This window comes from Algoriphagus persicinus, assembly GCF_035156415.1.
Classification (GTDB): Bacteria; Bacteroidota; Bacteroidia; order Cytophagales; family Cyclobacteriaceae; genus Algoriphagus; species Algoriphagus persicinus.
Genome location: NZ_JAYEEY010000013.1, coordinates 62,820 through 82,454, shown reverse-complemented (window position 1 = coordinate 82,454; position 19,635 = coordinate 62,820). Strand labels below are relative to the sequence as shown.

Below are 19,635 nucleotides of genomic sequence, written 5' to 3'. Positions count from 1 at the left end.
GGAAGGTAGGCTTGAACCATTTAATTTTTTTTTAGTGGAGAAGAGTTAAATCATAAGTTGTGATCTCAGCGAAAAACTCTGCGATCTCAGCGGTTAAAACAACCTCCAGCAAAAGTCCCTTAATTCACCAAGGTCCCGTTTGTCAAAATATACATGAGTTTCTCAGGATCCTTGCTATTCAGTGTGAGCGTTCCGCGTACCCGCACTCTATTGGATGTGTATTTGATTGGCGATGCCAAATCTACTTCCATCACTGTCTCTGGGCCACCAGAACCGCAAAAGAAGCATTCTGCCAAAGGCAAGCTGGAAAGGATGATATGCTCAGGCTTGAACATGCCTTCAAATGGGATAATGTAGCCATCTGCCTCCACTACTTTACCTACCATTTTGGTGATATTCTCAGAGAAGACAGGAACATAGAGTTCACCATATTGATCTTCGGAGATTTTATAGGTGACTTCAGAAAGATTTTTCCAGACATTTGTACTTTGTGCCAAAAGGGACGCTTGTCCCAAAATCATCCCCAAAACTACCAAAAGGGCTATTTTCATCTTTATCATCTATTCAGTTTTTTAATCAGTCGCTAGTTAGACTTTTGTTAATTGCTTTGCAATACTTGTTTGATATGCCGCAAGAGCCGGAATAATAGAAGCCAAAACTCCCACCACTAACGCATAAACTACTATCCAAAGTTCTTGCTGGAGGAAAATCCATGGCTGAAGGGTCCCGACTACTCCTTGCTCATTCTGCGAAATAATCACTGCAAGAAAGGTATGACCCAGCAATATCCCGAGAATTGCCCCAAGAAATGTCAGCATAATTCCTTCTAAAAAAATCAAAAGTAACAGCTGCCTTCTAGAAGCTCCAAGTACACGCAGAATTGCCAGATCGTATTTTCTTTCCTTGAGAGAATTGTACAGCGCAATAAATATCCCAAGTCCCGAAATCCCTATGATCACCACGGCTAGCCCCTTCAAGAGGGTAATTCCCACCCCAAGTAATTCGAAAAGTCGGGACATCTCAAATGAAGGCGAAGCTGCCTGCATAGAAGTACCGGAATTGATTAACCGAGGAAGCTGGATCGCTGCCATTGGATTTCTATATTGGATCAAAACCGTGGTCAATTCTCTGGATTCAGTGGTAATTGGGAAGCCCTTCGTAGCTACTGAATCTGAAAAAGCTACCTCCTGATGTGCTACGTGATTTGTGGTAGAATCCGGTGTCATAGTGGCTCCTTCATCGTGCGTGTACCAGATAGACTCCACACTAGTCAAAATCAAACGGTCAAGGACATTGCCTTTTCGCTCCAATACTCCAACTACTTTGAAGTTATTGGCATCATGCTCATGACTCCCTACGCTGATGCCATGACTCCCTATGAACTCATCTCCAACTTTATAATTAGACTTCTCTGCAACTTCTGCTCCTAAAACTACTTCAAATGGCTTTACCCAAAGTACACCGCTTTGGAGTTTAGCTTGGTAAAGTGCTGGATAATCATGGTTGGTCCCTACAATTCTGAATCCTTGGTGATTATCTCCCAAAGCCATAGGAATACTATTTTTTACCAGTCGATTTCTAGAAAGTTTCTGTGCTTCATCCATCGGGATATTTCCTGTAGGAAAATCAATATGATAAACACCTGCGAGAATCAACTGCAGCGGACTTCCCTTTGCCCCCACTACCAAGTCAATCCCAGCTGCATCCTGGGTCATCTTCTTCTCCAACTGATCCTGAATAAGTAGCAGCACCGTGATAATAGCCAATCCAAGAGCAAGCAAAAACACATTCAAGCCAGTGGAAAGCGGTCTGAATGTTAAATATTTCCAACTGAGTTTAAATAAATTCACGCCGTTTTTACTTCTACAAAGTTGGGAATATGGGCTTTGACGCGTTGATCGTGAGTGACTATGATCAATGCCGCGCCGATCTTGGTGGCTTGATTCTTAAGTAGGTTGATGACTTTTTCAGTATTATCATCATCTAAGCTTGAAGTTGGCTCATCTGCGAGAATTAACTTCGGTCTATTTGCCAATGCCCGTGCAATGGACACGCGCTGTGCTTCTCCTTCACTCAAGGTCAGCACGGAAGATTTAGCTTTGCTTCCCAAGCCCAATTCACCCAACAATTGTTCAATATTTTGTCCCTTCTCCTTGCCGAAAAAATGAGCCATTTGCAGATTCTCTTTGACATTCAGCGCTGCGAGAAGATGTGGTTTTTGAAAGACAATTCCGATCTCTTTGCCTCGAAACAAATCCAACTCCTCTTCTTTCATGGTGCCTAAGCCCCGCCCCGCCAACTTCACTTCACCTGCCTCTGGCCTTAACATGCCTGCTAGTAAATTCAACAAAGTAGTCTTGCCTGAACCTGAATTCCCGAGTACAAGCATACATTCTCCAGGGGGCAAAGAGATGTCGGGGAAATTTATTGGATTTTGGCCCGGATGCCTGTATTTTAAATTTCTTGATTCAAAAAGCATGATTAACTAACCGGGATTTCTACTCTAAATGTTGTGCCTTTTTTCGTATTACTTTCAAAGCTAACTTCTCCTTTCAAAACATCGACACATTTTTTCACGATAGAAAGACCCAGGCCTGACCCTTCCACAATCCCGACATTTTTTGCTCTGAAAAAGCGCTCAAAAAGCTGGTCTTGCTCAGCTTGAGGAATACCAATTCCTTCATCACGGATGGTACCTATCAATTTATTATCTGAATATTCAATCTTAAAAATCACTTCTTGACCATCCTTAGAATATTTCACTCCATTTGACAAAAGATTCTCGAAAATCTGATACAAAAGTTCACTATCTGAGGTAATCACTTTTGGGAGATTGATTAATTCAGGCTTGATTTTAACGTCATTTTCCTTTCCTGCATTGACTGTGTCAAGTACTTCTTTGACGAAAGCTCCTAAAAACATCTTTTTAGGTTTGAAGTCCATCTTATCCGCATCAGCCTTGCCAAAAAACAGGACACTGGTCAGCAAATTGTTCAATGCTCTTACCGAATTCTCAATTTTGAACGCATGCTTGGTAATCTTCAGCTTGAAAGGATGATCCTTTTCCGCATAAATCTGAAGTAATTGCGCCGAACTAAGAATGGAAGTCAGTGGAGTTTTGAAGCCGTGCGAAACGTTCAGCACAATTCTAGATTTCAGTTCATTGATTTCCCGCTCCTTTTCCAATGCTTTAGTAAGCTCCTTATTGGCATTGTAAAGCTCTAACGTACGTTGCTTTACTTTCTCTTCCAGCTCATTATTGAGCTTTTGAAGTTCTTTTTCCTTACGGTCTTTATAGATGGCCAATTCAATCACCATGTTTAACTCACGGATATTAAATGGTTTGATCACATAGGCACTTGGGTTGGTCCCCACCACCTTATTAAGTGTCTCAGCATCAGAACTTGCGCTCAGGTACACTACCGGAATATCATAAATATCATTGATGATTTCGGTGGTCTTTATCCCATCCAATTCACCCGCCAAATTGATATCCATCATCACCATGTCGGCATGATTTTCGGACAAAATATCAAGAGCCTTTTCTCCTGAATCTGCTATTCCAAGTATTTCGTGTCTGCTTTTTTCGAGTGCTCGCTGCAGCAAAAGAGCTGAAACCGGATCGTCTTCAACGATGAGAATTTTAAGGCTAAACATAGATCATGGTGGCTGTAATAAATCTAATTTGAATCGAAAATATAAAAAATATGCGTCAGGCAAGCGGAAATAGAACAATTGCTTCGCAAAAGGACTTTCTCTTTAGGCACTATTTTTATCAATACCTGGCAATAAGGCAAATAGGGCACCCAGCATTATCATCATTTTACATCTACGGAATGCTAGCTTTCTCAAAGAATCAACGAATTCCCTGCATATTGTTACCCTTTTCTTTTGTGGGCGGGTTGTTTGTTATATTTTTGTGCCAAACTATAGAAATCGCATCATGAGTGTACTAGTAAATAAAAATTCCAAGGTGATCGTACAAGGTTTCACCGGGTCTGAGGGTTCTTTTCACGCACAGCAAATGATCGAATACGGGACCAACGTAGTCGGTGGTGTCACTCCAGGTAAGGGAGGCTCGACTCATTTGGAAAAGCCTGTTTTTAACTCTGTAGAAGAAGCTGTTCAAACAACTGGTGCAGATACTTCCATCATCTTCGTGCCGCCGGCTTTTGCTGCTGATGCGATCATGGAAGCGGCAGATGCTGGTATCAAAGTTATCATCGCTATTACAGAAGGCATTCCTGTGGCAGATATGATGAAAGCTAAGCCATATATTATCGAAAGAGGAGCTACACTTATTGGCCCTAACTGCCCGGGAGTAATCACCCCAGGTGAAGCAAAAGTAGGCATCATGCCAGGCTTTGTCTTCAAAAAAGGAAGAATAGGTATCGTATCCAAGTCAGGAACGTTGACTTATGAAGCGGCTGATCAAGTAGCTAAGGCTGGTCTTGGCGTATCTACAGCTATCGGTATCGGTGGTGATCCAATTATAGGGACTTCTACTAAGGAAGCAGTACAGTTACTAATGGATGATCCTGAGACTGACGCAATCGTGATGATCGGTGAGATCGGAGGAAACTACGAAGCTGAAGCAGCTAAGTGGATCAAAGAAACTGGCAATAAGAAACCTGTAGTGGGATTCATCGCTGGTCAAACTGCTCCTGCTGGACGCAGAATGGGCCACGCTGGTGCGATCATCGGTGGTGCTGATGATACTGCAGCTGCCAAAATGAGAATCATGAGAGAAAATGGAATTCACGTAGTAGATTCTCCGGCTGAGATCGGGGCTACAATGGCAAAAGCCATGGGCGTGAATGTATAATATTTGTTAGATATCGGGTGACCGATGCCTGGAGTAGAAAAACCGCTTCGATTAAGTTCGGGGCGGTTTTTTTACGTCTAGAAGAAAGGTGATACTAAGTATTTACGGCTCATTAGAAACTCCAACCCAGACTAAGCCCAATTCCAAATGGCTGAAAATTAACTTTATCTTCGGTACCTTCAATGTTGTTGAATTCAATCCAAGGGGTATAAGCTGCCCTAAAAAATAAACCACCATGAGGCTTCTGATACCGATAGCCAATCCTGGGGACAATTGTTTTACCCCAATATTGCCGTACTCTAATATTTCTAGGAAAGTCCTCATCAAAAATAAATTGTTTATCGCGATAGGCTACGAAGCCAGTCCCGAATTCTAAATGGCCCTTAGACTTTCCCCAAAGCGCTGATATCTCGGTCGAGAAAGAAGGTATCCAAAAACCTGAAAATGAGCGGACAATCTCATTTTGATAGCGCATGGAAAATCCTGCACTTGCTGAATACTTAAGTTTTTGTTTTTGATGAAAAATAAAGCCATAATTGATTGCATAACCAGTAGAAGTTCCTACCAATTCGCCATAAATGGCATGTTTCGCCGTGAAAATTTCGGCCGAGCTCTCAGTCTTAGTCTCCTTCTCAACTTGAGCAAATAACTTGTTTTGAGAAAAAACAAACAAAGCCATTACGGAAAGGAGCAAAAATTTATACGGTAGCGACATATCGTTTAAAGTTTTAATATCTGGTTCAAATCCATTTAGAGATCACTAAAAATCAAGGTAAAATTTAAAACTAAAAATATATAAAATCAACGAATGGCTGAATATTATTTTCCTTGAGGGTAATGAGGATGGTTGAAACCCAACGTGTTGGGGCCTCAATGTCTCAGCTATCTTAGTTTTGTCTAAATTAAGTTCAAGTCTTCTCTTAGCACCAAATATTTGAAAAGCACTGCGAAATGATCGGAGCAGTTTTTTTTGATTTCTCACTTAAGATTTCTGCTTTAAAAATTTACCTTTGCCCCTTCAATTCCAAAAGCATGATTTCAGTAGATAATGTCGCCGTCATTCACAGCGGTTCCACACTCTTTAGTAATATTTCCTTTGCCATCAACGAAACCGATAAAATTGCCCTTATGGGTAAAAATGGTGCTGGCAAATCTACCCTTTTAAAGATCATCGCAGGTCAGACCAAACCCAGTTCGGGCTCCGTTTCTGCACCCAAAGACTTTGTGGTGGCATACCTTCCTCAGCACCTGCTGACTTCGGATGATTGCTCTGTGATGGAGGAAACTTCCAAAGCCTTCGCCAGCTACCTGAATATGAAGACGGAGATCGAGCGGATCAATGAGGAATTGACTGTGCGAACTGACTACGAATCCGATGGATACTACAAGCTAATCGAGCAGGTATCTGAGCTTTCGGAAAAGTTCTACGCCATCGAGGAAGTGAACTATGAAGCTGAGGTAGAGAAAGTTTTGCTTGGTTTGGGTTTTGATAGAGCTGATCTCACTCGCTCCACTTCGGAATTTTCCGGAGGATGGAGAATGCGGATTGAGTTAGCAAAGATCCTCTTGCAACAGCCTGATCTTATCCTACTTGATGAGCCTACCAACCACCTCGATATTGAGTCGATTCAGTGGCTAGAGGATTTTCTCCTGAATAAAGCTAAAGCTGTCGTTGTAATTTCCCACGATAGAGCCTTTGTGGATAATATTACGACGCGTACCATTGAATTAACAATGGGACGGATGTACGACTACAAAGCCAAATACAGCCATTACCTAGAACTCCGGAGAGAACGTCGTGAGCAGCAGCAAAAGCAATACGAAGAGCAACAGGCTGTCATTGCCGATATCCAAGGATTTATAGACCGCTTCAAAGGAACTTATTCCAAAACACTTCAAGTACAATCCCGGGTGAAAATGCTGGAGAAAATGGAAATCATTGAGGTGGATGAAGTAGATAGCTCAGCGCTGAAACTCCGCTTCCCTCCTTCCCCTAGATCAGGCAATTACCCTGTGATCGCAGAAGACATGAGCAAAAGCTACGATGAGCATGTGGTTTTCAAGAATGCTTCCATGACGATTGAGCGAGGACAAAAAGTATCTTTTGTAGGTAAAAACGGCGAAGGTAAATCCACCATGATCAAGGCGATTATGGGGGAAATTGATTTTGAAGGCAAATGCGAGCTGGGACACAATTCCATGATCGGCTATTTCGCGCAGAATCAGGCCTCACTGTTGGATGAAAGTTTGACGATTTTTGAAACCATCGATCATATTGCTGTTGGCGAGGTACGTACCAAAGTGAAGGATATTTTGGGCGCATTTATGTTCAAAGGAGATGATATCAACAAAAAAGTGAAAGTGCTTTCTGGTGGTGAAAAGACTCGTCTGGCTATGATCAAGCTTCTGCTTGAGCCTGTAAACTTGCTGATTCTCGATGAGCCAACGAACCATTTGGATATGAAGACTAAAGATATCATCAAGGATGCCTTGATAGCCTTTGACGGTACGCTAATCATCGTATCTCACGATAGAGATTTCTTGGATGGATTGGTAACCAAAGTATTTGAATTCGGAAATAAGCGGGTAAAAGAGCACTTCGAAGATATTAATGGCTTCCTAAGAAATAAGAAGATGGAAAATCTCAAAGAGGTGGAGAGGTAGATTGATGTCGGATGTCGGATGTCGGATGTCGGATGTCGGATAAATGAAATCTCTTTTAAAATCCTGATTTCCACATTTCTAAAAAAAAAACGAAGAGGTTAATTTTCTAGGGTTTTCTGCTTGGGTTCTTCCACGTATTAAAAACTGAATAAACGATAATCGACCCCTCTTCAATTGTATAAACAATTACAAATGGAAATTTCCTCACTCTACATGCCCTATATGGAACAGCCAAAAACAAAAAAGCAGCAGTCGTTAAACTACCGCTTTTTGATTGGGATTCGAAATTGACTGTTATACTCCAAATACTCTCGGAAGCCAAAGTGTAATCTCTGGGAAAAGCATAATCAGAATCAACGCCAAGACCATTGCAAAATAGAATGGGAGCATGGGTTTCAGGATTTTCTGTATCGTTGTATTTGCCACTCCTACACCAATAAAGAGAATAGAACCTACTGGCGGAGTACAAAGTCCAATACATAGATTGAGCACCATCATGATACCAAAGTGTACCGGATCAACTCCCAACGCCGTCACAACAGGTAGAAAAATCGGTGTGAAAATCAATACCGCCGGAGTCATATCCATAAAGATCCCCACAAAGAGCAATAGCAAATTGATCATAATAAGGATTACAAAAATATTATCACTCAATCCTAAAAGAGCATTGGATATATTTTGTGGAATATCTTCACTGGACATCACCCATGACATAGCCATAGAAGTGGCGATCAAAAGCATTACCACAGCCGTAGTCTCCGCAGACTTTAGTAATACAGAAGGCAAGTCTTTTACTTTCAGCTCACGATAGATCAAGGATAAGACTAAGGAATAAACCACCGCTATAGCTGAAGCTTCTGTAGCTGTAAATACACCTCCGATAATCCCACCTATCACTACAATCAATAGAAATAAACTCGGTACTGCTTGCCAAAAGGTTTTCAAAATCAGACCTAATGTAGAGCCTTCTCCAGCCGGAAGCTTGTGAATTCTCACCATTATTGCAGCAGTCACCATCAGCATGCCACCAACCAGCAAGCCAGGTAAATAACCGGCGACAAATAATGCCGCTACAGAAACTCCCCCTGAAGCAAGAGAATATACGATTAAAACATTGGAAGGTGGAATGATCAATCCAGTAGTAGAAGAAGTGATATTCACTGCGGCTCCCAGTTCTTTAGGATAACCTTCATTTTCCATTCTTTTTCCCAAAATACCTCCCATTGAAGATGCAGCGGCCACTGCAGAACCTGCAATCGCTCCCATAAGCATCGCAGCAATGATATTCACATGCAGTAAACCACCCCGCATCCTTCCCGTGAGCGCTTTTGCAAATTCTATCAAACGATTGGCTATCCCTCCTCGGTTCATCAATTCACCTGCAAGAATAAAAAAAGGAATTGCCAGAAGGGAAAAGCTATCCAATCCCGTCCCCATACGCTGTGCAATGGTGGTAATGGCAGGCATAGTCTGCACTGTTACCATCAAAGTCAGCATACTGGAAAGTCCTAGACTCCATGCCACTGGAACCCCTATTCCTAAGAAGAATAGAAAGGAAATCACTAATACTAATACGCTCAATATTTCCATTACACTGCGGTTTTGATAGTTGCCAAAAATTTAATTGCAACTACTTGGTAGTATATCACCAGTAGTCCGCTAAAAGGGATGATCCCATAGATATAGGCAAGAGGTATCTGCAAGACTGCTGATCTCTGTTCCAAGATAAACGTCAGGTAAACTAGGTTCGAGCCCCCAATTACCATTACCACGAGCGCGAAAACCAGAATGCAGCAGTTGATCAAAATCATCAATTTGTCTTGCGCTTTTTCTTTAAGTTTAGTAAGGAGAATGTCGATCGCTAAGTGCTCATTTCTGCCTGCCACATAGGCTGCGCCAAGCATTCCTACCCAGATCAACATGTAACGAGACAATTCATCAGTGAATGAACTTGGACTTTGAAAAACATAACGAGAAACCACCTGCCAGGTCACATTGAGCACCATAAGTGCCATCAAAACGACCAGAAAATGGGCAATCCACTTATCCAGGTTTATCTTGGTTTGGGGTGAAAACATAGGGTTGATACTTTGGGTTAATTGTTATTTTACAGCGCGAATTTCCTCTACGATTTTATAGATTTCAGGCTGTTGTACTTTGAGATCAGTATACATTGATTCAACAGCTTCCCGGAATGGTTCCTTATCGGGATAGCTGATAGTCACTCCAGCCTTTTTCAATTCGCTTAAAGATTCTTCGGTAGCTTCTGCCCAGATTTTATATTCGTATGTAGCAGATTCATCAGCCGCTTCTTGAAGCCATTGTTGCTCCTGGGCATTTAGACTTTCCCATACTTTGGTACTTACAATCATCACATCCGGCAAAGCAGTATGCTCATCTATGCTATAGAACTTACAGACCTCATAATGCTTGGATGTATAAAGACTCGGCGCATTATTCTCAGCACCATCTACTATACCTTGCTGCAAGGCCGTGTAAAGTTCACCATAGGAAACCGGAGTCGGAGAACCTCCTAAACTTTTCACCATGTTGGAGGCAGTATTACTTTCCATCACTCGGATCTTCAACCCTGCAAGATCCGCTGGAGTTTCTATTGGTTTATTTTTAGTGTAAAAGCTTCTTTTCCCAGAATCATAGTAGCAAAGACCTCGTAAAAGATACTTCTGAGGATCAAGTAAAAGTCTTTTACCTATCTCACCCTGCAAAACAGCAAGTTGATGTGCATCATCTCTGAATAAGTAGGGCATCCCAAAAACCTGCATAGTAGGGGCAAATCCCTCCAGGGCAGCAGAAGATACCTTGGTCATTCCCAAACTGCCAATCTGAAGAAGTTCAACCAGTTCACGCTCACTTCCCAACTGTTGATTTGGATAGATCTTCACGACCATTTTTCCGCCGGATTTCTCTTCTGCTTTTTTGGCCAAAAACAACATTGCTTCATGCACTGGATGAGTGATGCCAAGTCCATGGCCGAGCTTAATAACTCGCTTTTCTCCGGTAGCCTGACAGGACAAGAAAAGCGATAGCACTACACAAAAAGAAAGGATTTGAAGTTTTTTGATTCTCATGGGTTTATTGAACATAAAACATACTACACAATAATAAGTCTTTCTAAGTTGATATTTCAGGCCGATTTACGGAAACGATTTAGTCTCTATGATAAAAGGTATTTAAAAGCAGAAAACAGCAATACATGAATCTTCTCTGTAATTCCCCTGCATTGCCAATCTCTATTTTGTTAAGTGTACATTTCGAATTTGGAGACCTTCCCAATAGTTTTAATTTTACTAATGATTTTCGTTATTGCATAACAATCACTTACTTTGCGCAATCGATTGCGCAATATAATGAATAATTCCAATGAACCATAAAACATTACAAATTCATCCTAAAGACAATGTTTTGGTCGCTTTGCAAGACCTAGCGGCTGGCGAAACCTTTGAACATAATAGTTTAAGAATCACCCTAAAAGACTTCATTCCTGCCAAACATAAGTTCGCAATAAATGACCTGAAAAAGGGCGATCAGGTCTTTATGTATGGGGGAATTGTAGGTAAAGCTCTTTCGACTATCCCCTCCGGCGGTGTGCTCAGCATCCAAAATGTAACGCACCAAGCTGAAGATTTTGGAAAAAAATCCGGTGACTACCAATGGGATGCACCAGATATCAGCAAATTCAGAGACAAAACTTTTATGGGTTTTCACCGACCTGATGGACAGGTGGGAACAGGGAATTATTGGCTGGTAATTCCTATGGTGTTCTGCGAAAATAGAAACGTGGATATTATCAAAGAAGCTTTTCTCGAGGAGCTGGGTTTTGGTAAGCCAAACCCATTCAAGAAAATGGTAAGGGAAATGGCCAGCCTTTATAAGTCAGGGCAAACCAATTCATTCGACTCCGTTTCTGTCGAGACGCTCGTAGAAAAAACCGAGGAGCGACTTTTTGACAATATTGATGGGATTAAATTCCTAAATCATCAAGTGGGCTGTGGCGGCACGAGAACGGATTCACAGGCACTTTGCGCGCTCATCGCCGGCTATATCAATAATCCAAATGTAGCCGGAGCGACGATCTTGAGTTTAGGTTGCCAAAATGCCCAATCTTCCTTCATGGAAGAAAAGTTGCGAATAATCAATCCTGACTTCAAGAAAAAATTGATCATCCTGGAGCAACAAGTAGAAGGAACGGAGCAACAACTACTCACCAGAGCTATCAAAGAGACCTTTATAGGAATGGTAGAAGCAAATACCCAAACGCGTCAACCAGCGCATTTGAGCAAACTGGTCGTAGGCTTGGAATGCGGTGGCTCCGACGGATTCTCGGGCATCTCCGCAAATCCGGCTGTAGGCTATGCTGCTGATATGGTAGTAGCTTTGGGAGGAACGGCGATTTTGTCGGAATTCCCAGAGCTTTGCGGTGTAGAACAAGAACTGATCAACCGTTGCGTTTCTGATGATAAAGCAGAGCGCTTCTCTTCTTTGATGCGTGCTTATGCAGGCGCAGCAGAGGCAGCAGGTTCAGGCTTTGATATGAATCCTAGCCCGGGAAATATCAAAGATGGACTGATCACGGACGCAATGAAATCTTCCGGCGCGGCCAAAAAAGGTGGAACCTCGCCGGTAACTGACGTGCTGGACTATGGTGAATATGTTAAAACTCCAGGTTTAAATTTGCTTTGTACTCCCGGAAACGATGTAGAAAGCACCACTGCCATGGCTGGAGCAGGTGCTAATATGATTCTTTTCACTACCGGACTCGGCACTCCTACCGGTAACCCGGTAACACCTGTGATCAAGGTTTCCTCCAATCACAAACTAACCCAGCGAATGCCTGACATCATCGATATCAATACAGGTTTTGTGATCTCTGGAGAGAAAAATATCCGGCAGATGGGTGAAGAAATCTTAGAAAAAGTAATCAAGATAGCTAGTGGAGAAGAGAAATCTAAAGCTATGATACTCGGTCAAGATGATTTTATCCCTTGGAAAAGAGGCGTCTCACTTTAGGAGTGATCAATAAAAGGGAGCTCAACTTCCTTCTCAAGTTCTGAAGATTTATAAATGGCTCGGATCAGCTCGACTGATTTTCGGGCCATTTTTCCATCTACCAACACCGATTCATTTTTCTCAACTGCATTCAAGTAATCCTCCCACTGTGCTTTATGCAGTGCATGACCTATCGCCATCGGATCGGCAGCCCCTGAGCCAGCATTGTTGTCTGCTATAATCGGCTGATTTTCTTCGCCCTGAATACTCCATTGAATCAATTTTCCAGCTTCTAATACGGCACTTCCATTTTTCCCGAAAATCTCCAAACGCTCCGCAAGACCAGGATAAAGTGCCGTAGAAGCCGTTATATTTCCCAAAGCTTTATTCGCAAAAGTCACTATCGCCGCACCCAAATCCTCTCCTTCGATAGGATGAAGTGCGGTCTTTACTTTTGCGAAAACTGACTTCACATCTCCCATCACATCGAGTAAAAGATCAATCGTGTGTATGCCCTGATTAATAAATGCTCCACCTCCGTCTCCTTCCATCGTTCCTTTCCAAGGGCTATTACTGTAATATTCCGGAGCTCTATACCAGTTCACATGCGCATTTCCCATTAGTAGCTTCCCGAATTTACCTTCTTCAATCGCCGATTTGAGCTTCAAGTAATCTGGCGAGAATCTATTTTGAAAAATGACTCCAAGCTTTACTCCATTTTCCTCACAGACATCAATCAACTGATCTGCTCTGCCAAGATTTATTTCAATCGGCTTCTCAATCAACAAGTGCTTCCCAGCTCTTGCTGCCAATAAACCAGCTTCCAGGTGATGCCCGCTTGCCGTGCAAATGCATACAATATCAAGCTCAGGATGAGTTAAAAAGTCAGAGACATCGGAATAGGTCTTAATGCCAAATTTCTCTTCTGCTGTCTTAGCTCTCTCGGGCGAACTGCTACATAGAGCCACCAATTCTGCCTGTTCGATTTCTCTGATTGCATCTGCATGCTTGCCAGTGATAGCACCCGTCCCTACTATTCCAATTTTTAGTTGCCTCATGATTTTAATTCATTTTGAAGTTCTGCCCAAAGCTTCTCTGAGATCGGTACTCCATTTTTAAGATATTTATTTCGGGTTTCTAATGTATTTTCTCCAGGATATCTAACTGATTGTTGACCGAAAGTCGCTGAGCTTTTTAGGTCTTCAATCAGAGCATCTGATTTAGTTTCTATCCAGTCAGTGAGTTCAAGTTTGGATGGGTCAAAGCAAAGAAAAACCTGCGACACGGAACTCTCATGACCTGATTTCCCAACTTCAAAAGAAGCATTACCACCTGAAAGTACTGCAGCAAGAAGATCTAAAACCATGCTTAAGCCTGAGCCTTTCCATAGACCAATCGGTAATCCTAGATGGTTGTTGATGACTGTTTCAGGATCTTTGGTCAGATTCCCTTCATCGTCAAAGCCAGCGTCATAAGGCATCTGCTCTCCTTTAGATTTAGCTATGCTCAGCTTGCCATAAGCGAACTGGGTAAAGGCCATATCCAAGACCACTGACCCTTTTGCTCTCGGAATCGCTATCACCAGCGGGTTATTTCCGATTTTAGGTTCACTACCACCCCATGCTGGCATATTCGGGATCGTATTCGTAAAGCAAATACCGATGCATCCTGCTTCCACAGCTTGCCAACCGAAATTCCCTCCTCGCATCCAGTGATTGGTATTTTGTAAGGTGACGCAGCTAATCCCAAATTCTTTAGAGAGTTGAATCGCCCGATTCATGGCAAAGTCTGCATTTAGATTTCCCACGCCTTCCTGACCATCCCAGCGCTCAAACATCCCAAGTTGACTTACTATTAGAGGCTCTTTCTCTGGATTAACTAAGCCTTTTTTGATAAAGTCAAGGAATAGGAAGAAGCGATTCACTCCATGAGAGCGAACTCCATCCAGGTCAGCTTTCGCAAAAAGAAGAGCACATCGCTGTGCCCTTTCTTTTTCTAAACCATACTTAAGTAAAATTTCCTTCAGCGTCGAGCTGATTTGTTCAAAAGGAATTTGAAGATCATTCATTGACAATTAAGATTCTAACACGTGATAACCACTAAGGTAAAATCTACGATCCGATTTTACCCGATTTGTAAAAAACTATTTAACCAAGCTATTCAAATAAACCTCTATGTTACTGTATTCCTCATCTAGGTCATACTTCTTAGAATCCTCTGAATTCTTTGGATCAAGCCCATTTTTCTTCTCCCAATCATCTGGCATACCATCTTGATCTGAATCTACTTTTGCTGTTCCTTGATCGAGTTTTGGCCAACCTCCCACATCTTCCTGTGAATCTATGATTCCATTTGCACCATATTCATTCACTCCTACAGCAACTTCTTTAACTATTCTCTTATCGATCGCATCTCTACTAAAGCTTGCTCCGGCATTCTCCAGAACAGCATGAAATGCATTTTTTGCAGTCAGTGTTTTTGCTCCCGCAAAATCAAAAACTTCAGCTACTTCTACTTCCTTAGGGTCAACTTCCTGTATTCCCAAACTATTGTCCGCAGTGACATTCTCAAATCCTTCTACCACATTACCATTGACATAGAACTTTGCAAAAGGCTTATAGGGCTCCACAATTCTATCGCGGTTGGACTTGGTAGCAGGACCTGCCTTGTAGTAATTATTGACGATGTTGTATTGTCCTTCCTCGCCCGCATAGGAGCTATTACCCTTCCAATTGTAGATCACATTATTTCTGAAATCTACCCATTCCCTTTCAGGCTCTTTGTGGTATCGGGCGCCATTGAAACGTGGATTGCGGCTATTATGGTCTGCGAGAAGGTTATATAGAAAAGAAGCTTTCTTTCCTCCCCAAATCCCTCCATAACCGTGTTCGCCTTTTTCGTGAACTGATTTATTGAGGCTTTCTGAAAGTATGGTCCATTGTAGGGTGAAATTCTCATTGTCATAAAAAGATCCGCATTCATCCGTCGCCCAACTCAAGGAACAGTGATCAATGATGACATTTTTCACCCGGATTGCGCTCATGGCATCATCCTGAACATTCATTTCATCTCCCAGCCTGCTTCGGAGATAGCGAATAATCACATTATCCCCTTTGACTTTGATAGGGTAACCTTGAAGGGTAATTCCGCCACCTGGAGCACTTTGCCCTGCGATAGTCAAATCTCCATAATTGATATCGAGGCTTGATTTCAACTTGATATTGCCTGCAACAGCAAAAACAATAATCCTAGGTTCTTTCTTTTGGATCATATCCCGAAGCGAACCTGGTCCATCATCATTGAGGTTAGTCACCACCAATACTTTGCCGCCCCTGCCACCAGTAGTGAATTTCCCAAATCCCTCAGCGCCCGGGAATGCAAGCGTTTTCCCCTTATTGTCTGCGAGAAATTGGCTTTCTGCTTCGCTAACTATCTGAGCTTTACAAGCAAACGAAATCAACAGGAGTACTCCTAATCCAACTATTTTTTTCAAAATCATAATATAATTTTTTTAAATCATGGGTGTGGATCGCTTGCATAATTGAAGTGCCAGTCCCCAAGGGTCTTTGACAATGATGAGATGAGAGCCATCAGGCAAAATGTCATCTGAAATCAATTTTGCACCTGCACCGACTAAGCGATCCCTGTCCGAATCCGGGTCTTCAGACACTAGAGCCAAATGAATAGCCAGAGGGTGTAGCTTCTCAAAATCAAGCATCTCACCTTTGGGGTTGGAATAAATTTCAATCATGACGGTACCGCTATCATCAGCCAAGAAGGTCATGTATGGAGGTTCGGCCATTTTCTTGATCACTGTCAAACCTAAGTGCTCCTCATACCAAAGTGAGGCAGCAGAAGCATTGGTCACGTTCAGTGCAAAGTGTTCGAATTTCATATGTTTATAATTGATTTTTCCATTTCAATCTCTCAGTGGAAAATCCTTGATCAACCCATTCAGATAAATCTCCAAATAGGTATAGGGGGTTCCCTCCTTAATTTTAGATCCGTCGCTAGCCAGGTTTGGATCAAGCTTATTTTTGGATTCCCAGTCGTCTGGAATTCCATCTTTATCCGTATCGACAACTGGCGTGCCAGCAGAAAGCTCTGGCCAGCCACCTACATCTGCTTGCGAATCGATTATTCCCTTGGTACTGCCCACTGAGCCTTCAAATGAATAAGAATTATTCTTCACATTCTCCAAAATCCTCAAATCAACTTCATCCCATACCAGAGAACTTCCAGCATTTGTCAACACCAATGCTAAGGCTTCCACCGCAGCATGTGTCGTTACATTATTATCAATGGAATGCGGAGTAGCCAGACGAATCCCATCTATTGCTTCCTGTGGGACATTCCCATAGCTGCTGTGAAATTGGTTCAAAACTCCATAAGCCCAATTGTCCTGAGAAGCCTGCGTACTCCCTTCAATCAGGTTTCCATCCACATAGAATTTTCCCCAGATGTCATAAACTTCTGTCCCTTCATTTTTATTCTTATCGATGGAGACTATCCTGTTACGCTTCGACCCCGTAGGTGTGGCAGGACCAGGTTTGTAGTAGTTATTGACGATGTTTACATTCATTGCCTCTCCACCATAGGCGCTATTTGAACCCCAGTTGTAGATGACATTATTTCGTACATCTACTAGATCTGTCAGGGCAAAAGCCTTGCCTGCTTCCTCACCCAGCCGTGGGTTTCTACTGTCATGATGAGCAAGGAGATTGTGGTGAAACGAAGCATGCTTACCTCCCCAGATTCCTCCATAGCCATGAGAGCCCTTTTCATGGACCGAGTTTTTTAGACTTTCGGAGATTATACTCCATTGAAGTGTGGTATTCTCATTGGCGTAGAAGGTCGCCGTCTCGTCCGTGGACCAGCTCATCGAGCAGTGGTCTATGATGATATCTTGGTGGAAACGTGCCTCCAGTGCATCAGCTTGCTGCTTACCCATGTCACCCATCCTAAATCTCAGGTACCGGATGATCACATTGTCGGCATTGATCACCACAGGAAAGTCCCGGATCGTAATCCCATCTCCAGGTGCGCTTTGTCCGGCAATAGTAATATCTCCAAAATTAATCTGAAGCTTTGATTTGAGTTGGATAGTCCCGCCAGTATTGAATAATATGGTACGCTTGCCTGCTTGGTTGACCGCGTAGCGAAGAGTACCTAGGGAGCCGTCATCGGTTAGTTTGTCCACATAATACACCTTGCCTCCACGTCCTCCAGAGGTCAACTGTCCAAAACCTTCAGCACCCGGAAATGCATAAGGCAACCCCTCATAAGGAGGGATAGTATCATCATTTTCCTCCTCATCCAACCCTGCGACTGGCTGTGGGGAATCATTGCACGCGAAACTGCTGCACAGCACAAATAGACCTATAAAAACCTTCGTAATTATCTTCATTAGAATTCGGAATAGTGGAAAAGAATAAGGTGTGGTAACACCACACCCATTCTACAAATACAATAACCCAATACCATCTCTGTTACAAAGTCACTCTCCAGCGCAGATCTCCCGTATCGAATCTTCCTGCAAAGCCATTATCCTTGAAGTTAAAGTTATTCAATGCCGGATTTACCCATAGGTCATTTTGACCTTTTGAATAATTCCCTATAGGAAAACCTGGAATCTCACCATCTGAGAAGCTAAAATTCGCGGTACTATAGTTGTTCACCAGATTAAAGTTGGTATTCGACAATCCCTCCATACCTCGAATGGAATAATTCTCTGACTCGCTTTCATCCCAACCGTGACCAAAAATGCTGTTGGTAATCGTAATGCCATTAGCCACATTGTTATTTTCATCGCCTCCTCTATACCGGAAGATCCTGTTACTGCTCTTGATGAAATTCCCGAATGTACAACCATCGATCAGGATAGAATTTGAATTGTTTCTGGAAGTAATTCCAGCTTGAATTTTGTTGAAAGTAGAGGATTCGAACACAATATTCTGTACGTTGGCAGTCATCTCACCATCAGCCGGATTGGTATCAGTAGTTAATAGTCCATATCCACCAATGCTGTCCACAAGGGTATTTCTGATGATGTAATTTTCCAGCGTAACAGTACCTCGGATCCTTATTATTCCTCTGAACGTACCCATTTTGCAGTTTTCGAACAGGAGTTCTCTGACATTTACTCCACTGGTATTAGGATTGAACACGTAATCTCCAGAATAGTCAGCTCCCCGTATTTCCAGATCAATGAACCGGATATGATCGATTTGCGCTCCTTTGGCAATATTCCAGTTACCCGTGGTATAAAGTTTCGCTTTTTGCTCCCCAAAGCCGTACGCCGCCCGAATAGTAATTGATTTATCCAGTGCGTCCCTTGGCAAATCATAAGTCATTCCTCTTTTCACCAAAATAAGATCTCCATCAGCCGCCGCGAGCACAGCATCTGCCACAGCACTTGGGCTATCGCTATCACGCACATCTATTACTCCGGGGGCGGAAGGATCGATATCTGCGGTTTTGGTAGTGTAATTCACCCACCCTCTAAGAGTCTCCCCGCTGTAGATAGCTAGTTGATATGCTGTCTCAGGATCAAGCCCAGAGACTATTACCTCGGCATTTTCCTGCTCCTCAGCGGAAACAGCCTGCTCGTCAAACAAAGGGGTATTTAATTGCAGATCATCTGCAGCAAATACCTTCACTCCTGTGACTGATGCTCCGGCTTTCGTCCAGGTGACTCTGGCTGCTATATCGGTGACATCAAAGATCTTCGGATTATTTAATATAGTCGGGAAACGCTGGGTTCGTACATTTCCAAGATCTGCCGGTTCACTGTCAAAGGCAGGATCAACCGCATGTGCTGTAGATCTTATTTGATACAGCGTGTTCCAAAACAGCTCTTCACCTATCAGCTTCTTACTAATTTCCACATAGGACGTATCCGTCTCAATCACATATTCAATGGTGTTGAAGGTGTCACGGCTTACTTCCAACGTATAGGAAAGTGCGCTTTTCATTTTGCCCATATCCACGACAATGGTATTGCCGACTGAGTACAAGTCCTCGTTCAGTACCGGTCTGAATAGCCTGGTCTGATTGAACATCTCTTCCTCCTCCTTACATGCTGACAAAGCTAAAAAAGCTATTAGTAGCATTAGTAGGGACGTATTTAAATTTCTATT

General features: G+C 42.6%; 17 protein-coding genes. 3 read left to right on the top strand and 14 right to left on the bottom strand.

The features are described 5' to 3' along the window. Positions 1 to 119 precede the first annotated feature (119 nt). From U3A58_RS11865 to U3A58_RS11850, 4 genes are read right to left on the bottom strand one after another with little or no spacing between them, the layout of a single operon-like run. Complete coding sequence (locus U3A58_RS11865; RefSeq protein ID WP_323823641.1) at positions 120 to 551, bottom strand: hypothetical protein; 432 nt, start codon at positions 549 to 551, stop codon at positions 120 to 122. Between the two features lie 36 nt (positions 552 to 587). Then, positions 588 to 1,850 carry an ABC transporter permease gene (locus U3A58_RS11860; RefSeq protein ID WP_323823640.1) on the bottom strand — a complete coding sequence of 421 codons (1,263 nt, stop codon included), beginning with the start codon at positions 1,848 to 1,850 and terminating at the stop codon, positions 588 to 590. Further along, entirely contained in the window at positions 1,847 to 2,479 is a 633-nt protein-coding gene (locus U3A58_RS11855; RefSeq protein ID WP_323823639.1) for an ABC transporter ATP-binding protein, read from the bottom strand. The genes U3A58_RS11860 and U3A58_RS11855 overlap by 4 nt, the downstream gene beginning before the upstream one ends. Positions 2,480 to 2,481: 2 nt before the next feature. Continuing rightward, the gene (locus tag U3A58_RS11850; RefSeq protein WP_323823638.1) at positions 2,482 to 3,657 is read right to left on the bottom strand and encodes a hybrid sensor histidine kinase/response regulator; all 1,176 of its coding nucleotides are present in this window, start codon (positions 3,655 to 3,657) and stop codon (positions 2,482 to 2,484) included. A 286-nt stretch (positions 3,658 to 3,943) separates the two neighbouring features. Between U3A58_RS11850 and sucD the strand changes: the two genes are divergently transcribed. Further along, positions 3,944 to 4,825, top strand: a complete 882-nt coding sequence (gene sucD, locus U3A58_RS11845; protein WP_323823637.1) for a succinate--CoA ligase subunit alpha — start codon at positions 3,944 to 3,946, stop codon at positions 4,823 to 4,825. A gap of 112 nt (positions 4,826 to 4,937) precedes the next feature. Here sucD and U3A58_RS11840 read toward each other — a convergent pair whose 3' ends face one another. Beyond that, on the bottom strand, positions 4,938 to 5,540 hold the full coding sequence (locus tag U3A58_RS11840) for a hypothetical protein (RefSeq protein WP_323823636.1): 603 nt from the start codon (positions 5,538 to 5,540) through the stop codon (positions 4,938 to 4,940). A 317-nt stretch (positions 5,541 to 5,857) separates the two neighbouring features. On the opposite strand from U3A58_RS11840, the gene U3A58_RS11835 reads away from it, so the two are divergent. After that, positions 5,858 to 7,489 carry an ABC-F family ATP-binding cassette domain-containing protein gene (locus tag U3A58_RS11835; RefSeq protein WP_323823635.1) on the top strand — a complete coding sequence of 544 codons (1,632 nt, stop codon included), beginning with the start codon at positions 5,858 to 5,860 and terminating at the stop codon, positions 7,487 to 7,489. 294 nt (positions 7,490 to 7,783) lie between these two features. On the opposite strand, the gene U3A58_RS11830 is transcribed toward U3A58_RS11835, so the two are convergent. From U3A58_RS11830 to U3A58_RS11820, 3 genes are read right to left on the bottom strand one after another with little or no spacing between them, the layout of a single operon-like run. Beyond that, entirely contained in the window at positions 7,784 to 9,079 is a 1,296-nt protein-coding gene (locus U3A58_RS11830) for a TRAP transporter large permease (RefSeq protein ID WP_323823634.1), read from the bottom strand. After that, on the bottom strand, positions 9,079 to 9,567 hold the full coding sequence (locus U3A58_RS11825) for a TRAP transporter small permease (RefSeq protein WP_323823633.1): 489 nt from the start codon (positions 9,565 to 9,567) through the stop codon (positions 9,079 to 9,081). The genes U3A58_RS11830 and U3A58_RS11825 overlap by 1 nt, the downstream gene beginning before the upstream one ends. Before the next feature lie 24 nt (positions 9,568 to 9,591). Continuing rightward, positions 9,592 to 10,578 carry a TRAP transporter substrate-binding protein gene (locus tag U3A58_RS11820; RefSeq protein WP_323823632.1) on the bottom strand — a complete coding sequence of 329 codons (987 nt, stop codon included), beginning with the start codon at positions 10,576 to 10,578 and terminating at the stop codon, positions 9,592 to 9,594. A gap of 292 nt (positions 10,579 to 10,870) precedes the next feature. On the opposite strand from U3A58_RS11820, the gene U3A58_RS11815 reads away from it, so the two are divergent. Beyond that, entirely contained in the window at positions 10,871 to 12,517 is a 1,647-nt protein-coding gene (locus U3A58_RS11815) for a UxaA family hydrolase (RefSeq protein WP_323823631.1), read from the top strand. Here the strand turns inward: U3A58_RS11815 and U3A58_RS11810 are convergent. The 6 genes from U3A58_RS11810 to U3A58_RS11785 all read right to left on the bottom strand — a co-directional run bounded on the left by U3A58_RS11810 (position 12,514) and on the right by U3A58_RS11785 (position 19,608). Then, a complete protein-coding gene (locus U3A58_RS11810) occupies positions 12,514 to 13,554 on the bottom strand; it encodes a Gfo/Idh/MocA family protein (RefSeq protein ID WP_323823630.1) in 1,041 nt (346 codons plus the stop codon). The two genes, U3A58_RS11815 and U3A58_RS11810, sit on opposite strands and share 4 nt — an antisense overlap. Then, positions 13,551 to 14,564, bottom strand: a complete 1,014-nt coding sequence (gene yiaK / locus U3A58_RS11805; RefSeq protein WP_323823629.1) for a 3-dehydro-L-gulonate 2-dehydrogenase — start codon at positions 14,562 to 14,564, stop codon at positions 13,551 to 13,553. The genes U3A58_RS11810 and yiaK overlap by 4 nt, the downstream gene beginning before the upstream one ends. Positions 14,565 to 14,639: 75 nt before the next feature. Next, complete coding sequence (locus U3A58_RS11800) at positions 14,640 to 15,995, bottom strand: pectate lyase family protein (RefSeq protein WP_323823628.1); 1,356 nt, start codon at positions 15,993 to 15,995, stop codon at positions 14,640 to 14,642. A 12-nt stretch (positions 15,996 to 16,007) separates the two neighbouring features. Continuing rightward, a complete protein-coding gene (locus tag U3A58_RS11795) occupies positions 16,008 to 16,391 on the bottom strand; it encodes a VOC family protein (protein WP_323823627.1) in 384 nt (127 codons plus the stop codon). 24 nt (positions 16,392 to 16,415) lie between these two features. Next, the gene (locus U3A58_RS11790; protein ID WP_323823626.1) at positions 16,416 to 17,903 is read right to left on the bottom strand and encodes a pectate lyase family protein; all 1,488 of its coding nucleotides are present in this window, start codon (positions 17,901 to 17,903) and stop codon (positions 16,416 to 16,418) included. A gap of 82 nt (positions 17,904 to 17,985) precedes the next feature. After that, positions 17,986 to 19,608 (bottom strand): DUF5123 domain-containing protein, encoded by a 1,623-nt coding sequence (locus U3A58_RS11785; RefSeq protein WP_323823625.1) that lies wholly within the window; start codon positions 19,606 to 19,608, stop codon positions 17,986 to 17,988. Positions 19,609 to 19,635: the final 27 nt, after the last annotated feature.

Coding starts and splice junctions, on each gene's coding strand:
- U3A58_RS11800 (WP_323823628.1), bottom strand. CDS start 15,995: ATGATTTTGAAAAAAATAGTTGGATTAGGAGTACTCCTGTTGATTTCG.
- U3A58_RS11835 (WP_323823635.1), top strand. CDS start 5,858: ATGATTTCAGTAGATAATGTCGCCGTCATTCACAGCGGTTCCACACTC.
- U3A58_RS11830 (WP_323823634.1), bottom strand. CDS start 9,079: ATGGAAATATTGAGCGTATTAGTATTAGTGATTTCCTTTCTATTCTTC.
- U3A58_RS11815 (WP_323823631.1), top strand. CDS start 10,871: ATGAACCATAAAACATTACAAATTCATCCTAAAGACAATGTTTTGGTC.
- U3A58_RS11820 (WP_323823632.1), bottom strand. CDS start 10,578: ATGAGAATCAAAAAACTTCAAATCCTTTCTTTTTGTGTAGTGCTATCG.
- U3A58_RS11795 (WP_323823627.1), bottom strand. CDS start 16,391: ATGAAATTCGAACACTTTGCACTGAACGTGACCAATGCTTCTGCTGCC.
- U3A58_RS11840 (WP_323823636.1), bottom strand. CDS start 5,540: ATGTCGCTACCGTATAAATTTTTGCTCCTTTCCGTAATGGCTTTGTTT.
- U3A58_RS11825 (WP_323823633.1), bottom strand. CDS start 9,567: ATGTTTTCACCCCAAACCAAGATAAACCTGGATAAGTGGATTGCCCAT.
- U3A58_RS11855 (WP_323823639.1), bottom strand. CDS start 2,479: ATGCTTTTTGAATCAAGAAATTTAAAATACAGGCATCCGGGCCAAAAT.
- yiaK (WP_323823629.1), bottom strand. CDS start 14,564: ATGAATGATCTTCAAATTCCTTTTGAACAAATCAGCTCGACGCTGAAG.
- U3A58_RS11850 (WP_323823638.1), bottom strand. CDS start 3,657: ATGTTTAGCCTTAAAATTCTCATCGTTGAAGACGATCCGGTTTCAGCT.
- sucD (WP_323823637.1), top strand. CDS start 3,944: ATGAGTGTACTAGTAAATAAAAATTCCAAGGTGATCGTACAAGGTTTC.
- U3A58_RS11790 (WP_323823626.1), bottom strand. CDS start 17,903: ATGAAGATAATTACGAAGGTTTTTATAGGTCTATTTGTGCTGTGCAGC.
- U3A58_RS11785 (WP_323823625.1), bottom strand. CDS start 19,608: ATGCTACTAATAGCTTTTTTAGCTTTGTCAGCATGTAAGGAGGAGGAA.
- U3A58_RS11865 (WP_323823641.1), bottom strand. CDS start 551: ATGAAAATAGCCCTTTTGGTAGTTTTGGGGATGATTTTGGGACAAGCG.
- U3A58_RS11810 (WP_323823630.1), bottom strand. CDS start 13,554: ATGAGGCAACTAAAAATTGGAATAGTAGGGACGGGTGCTATCACTGGC.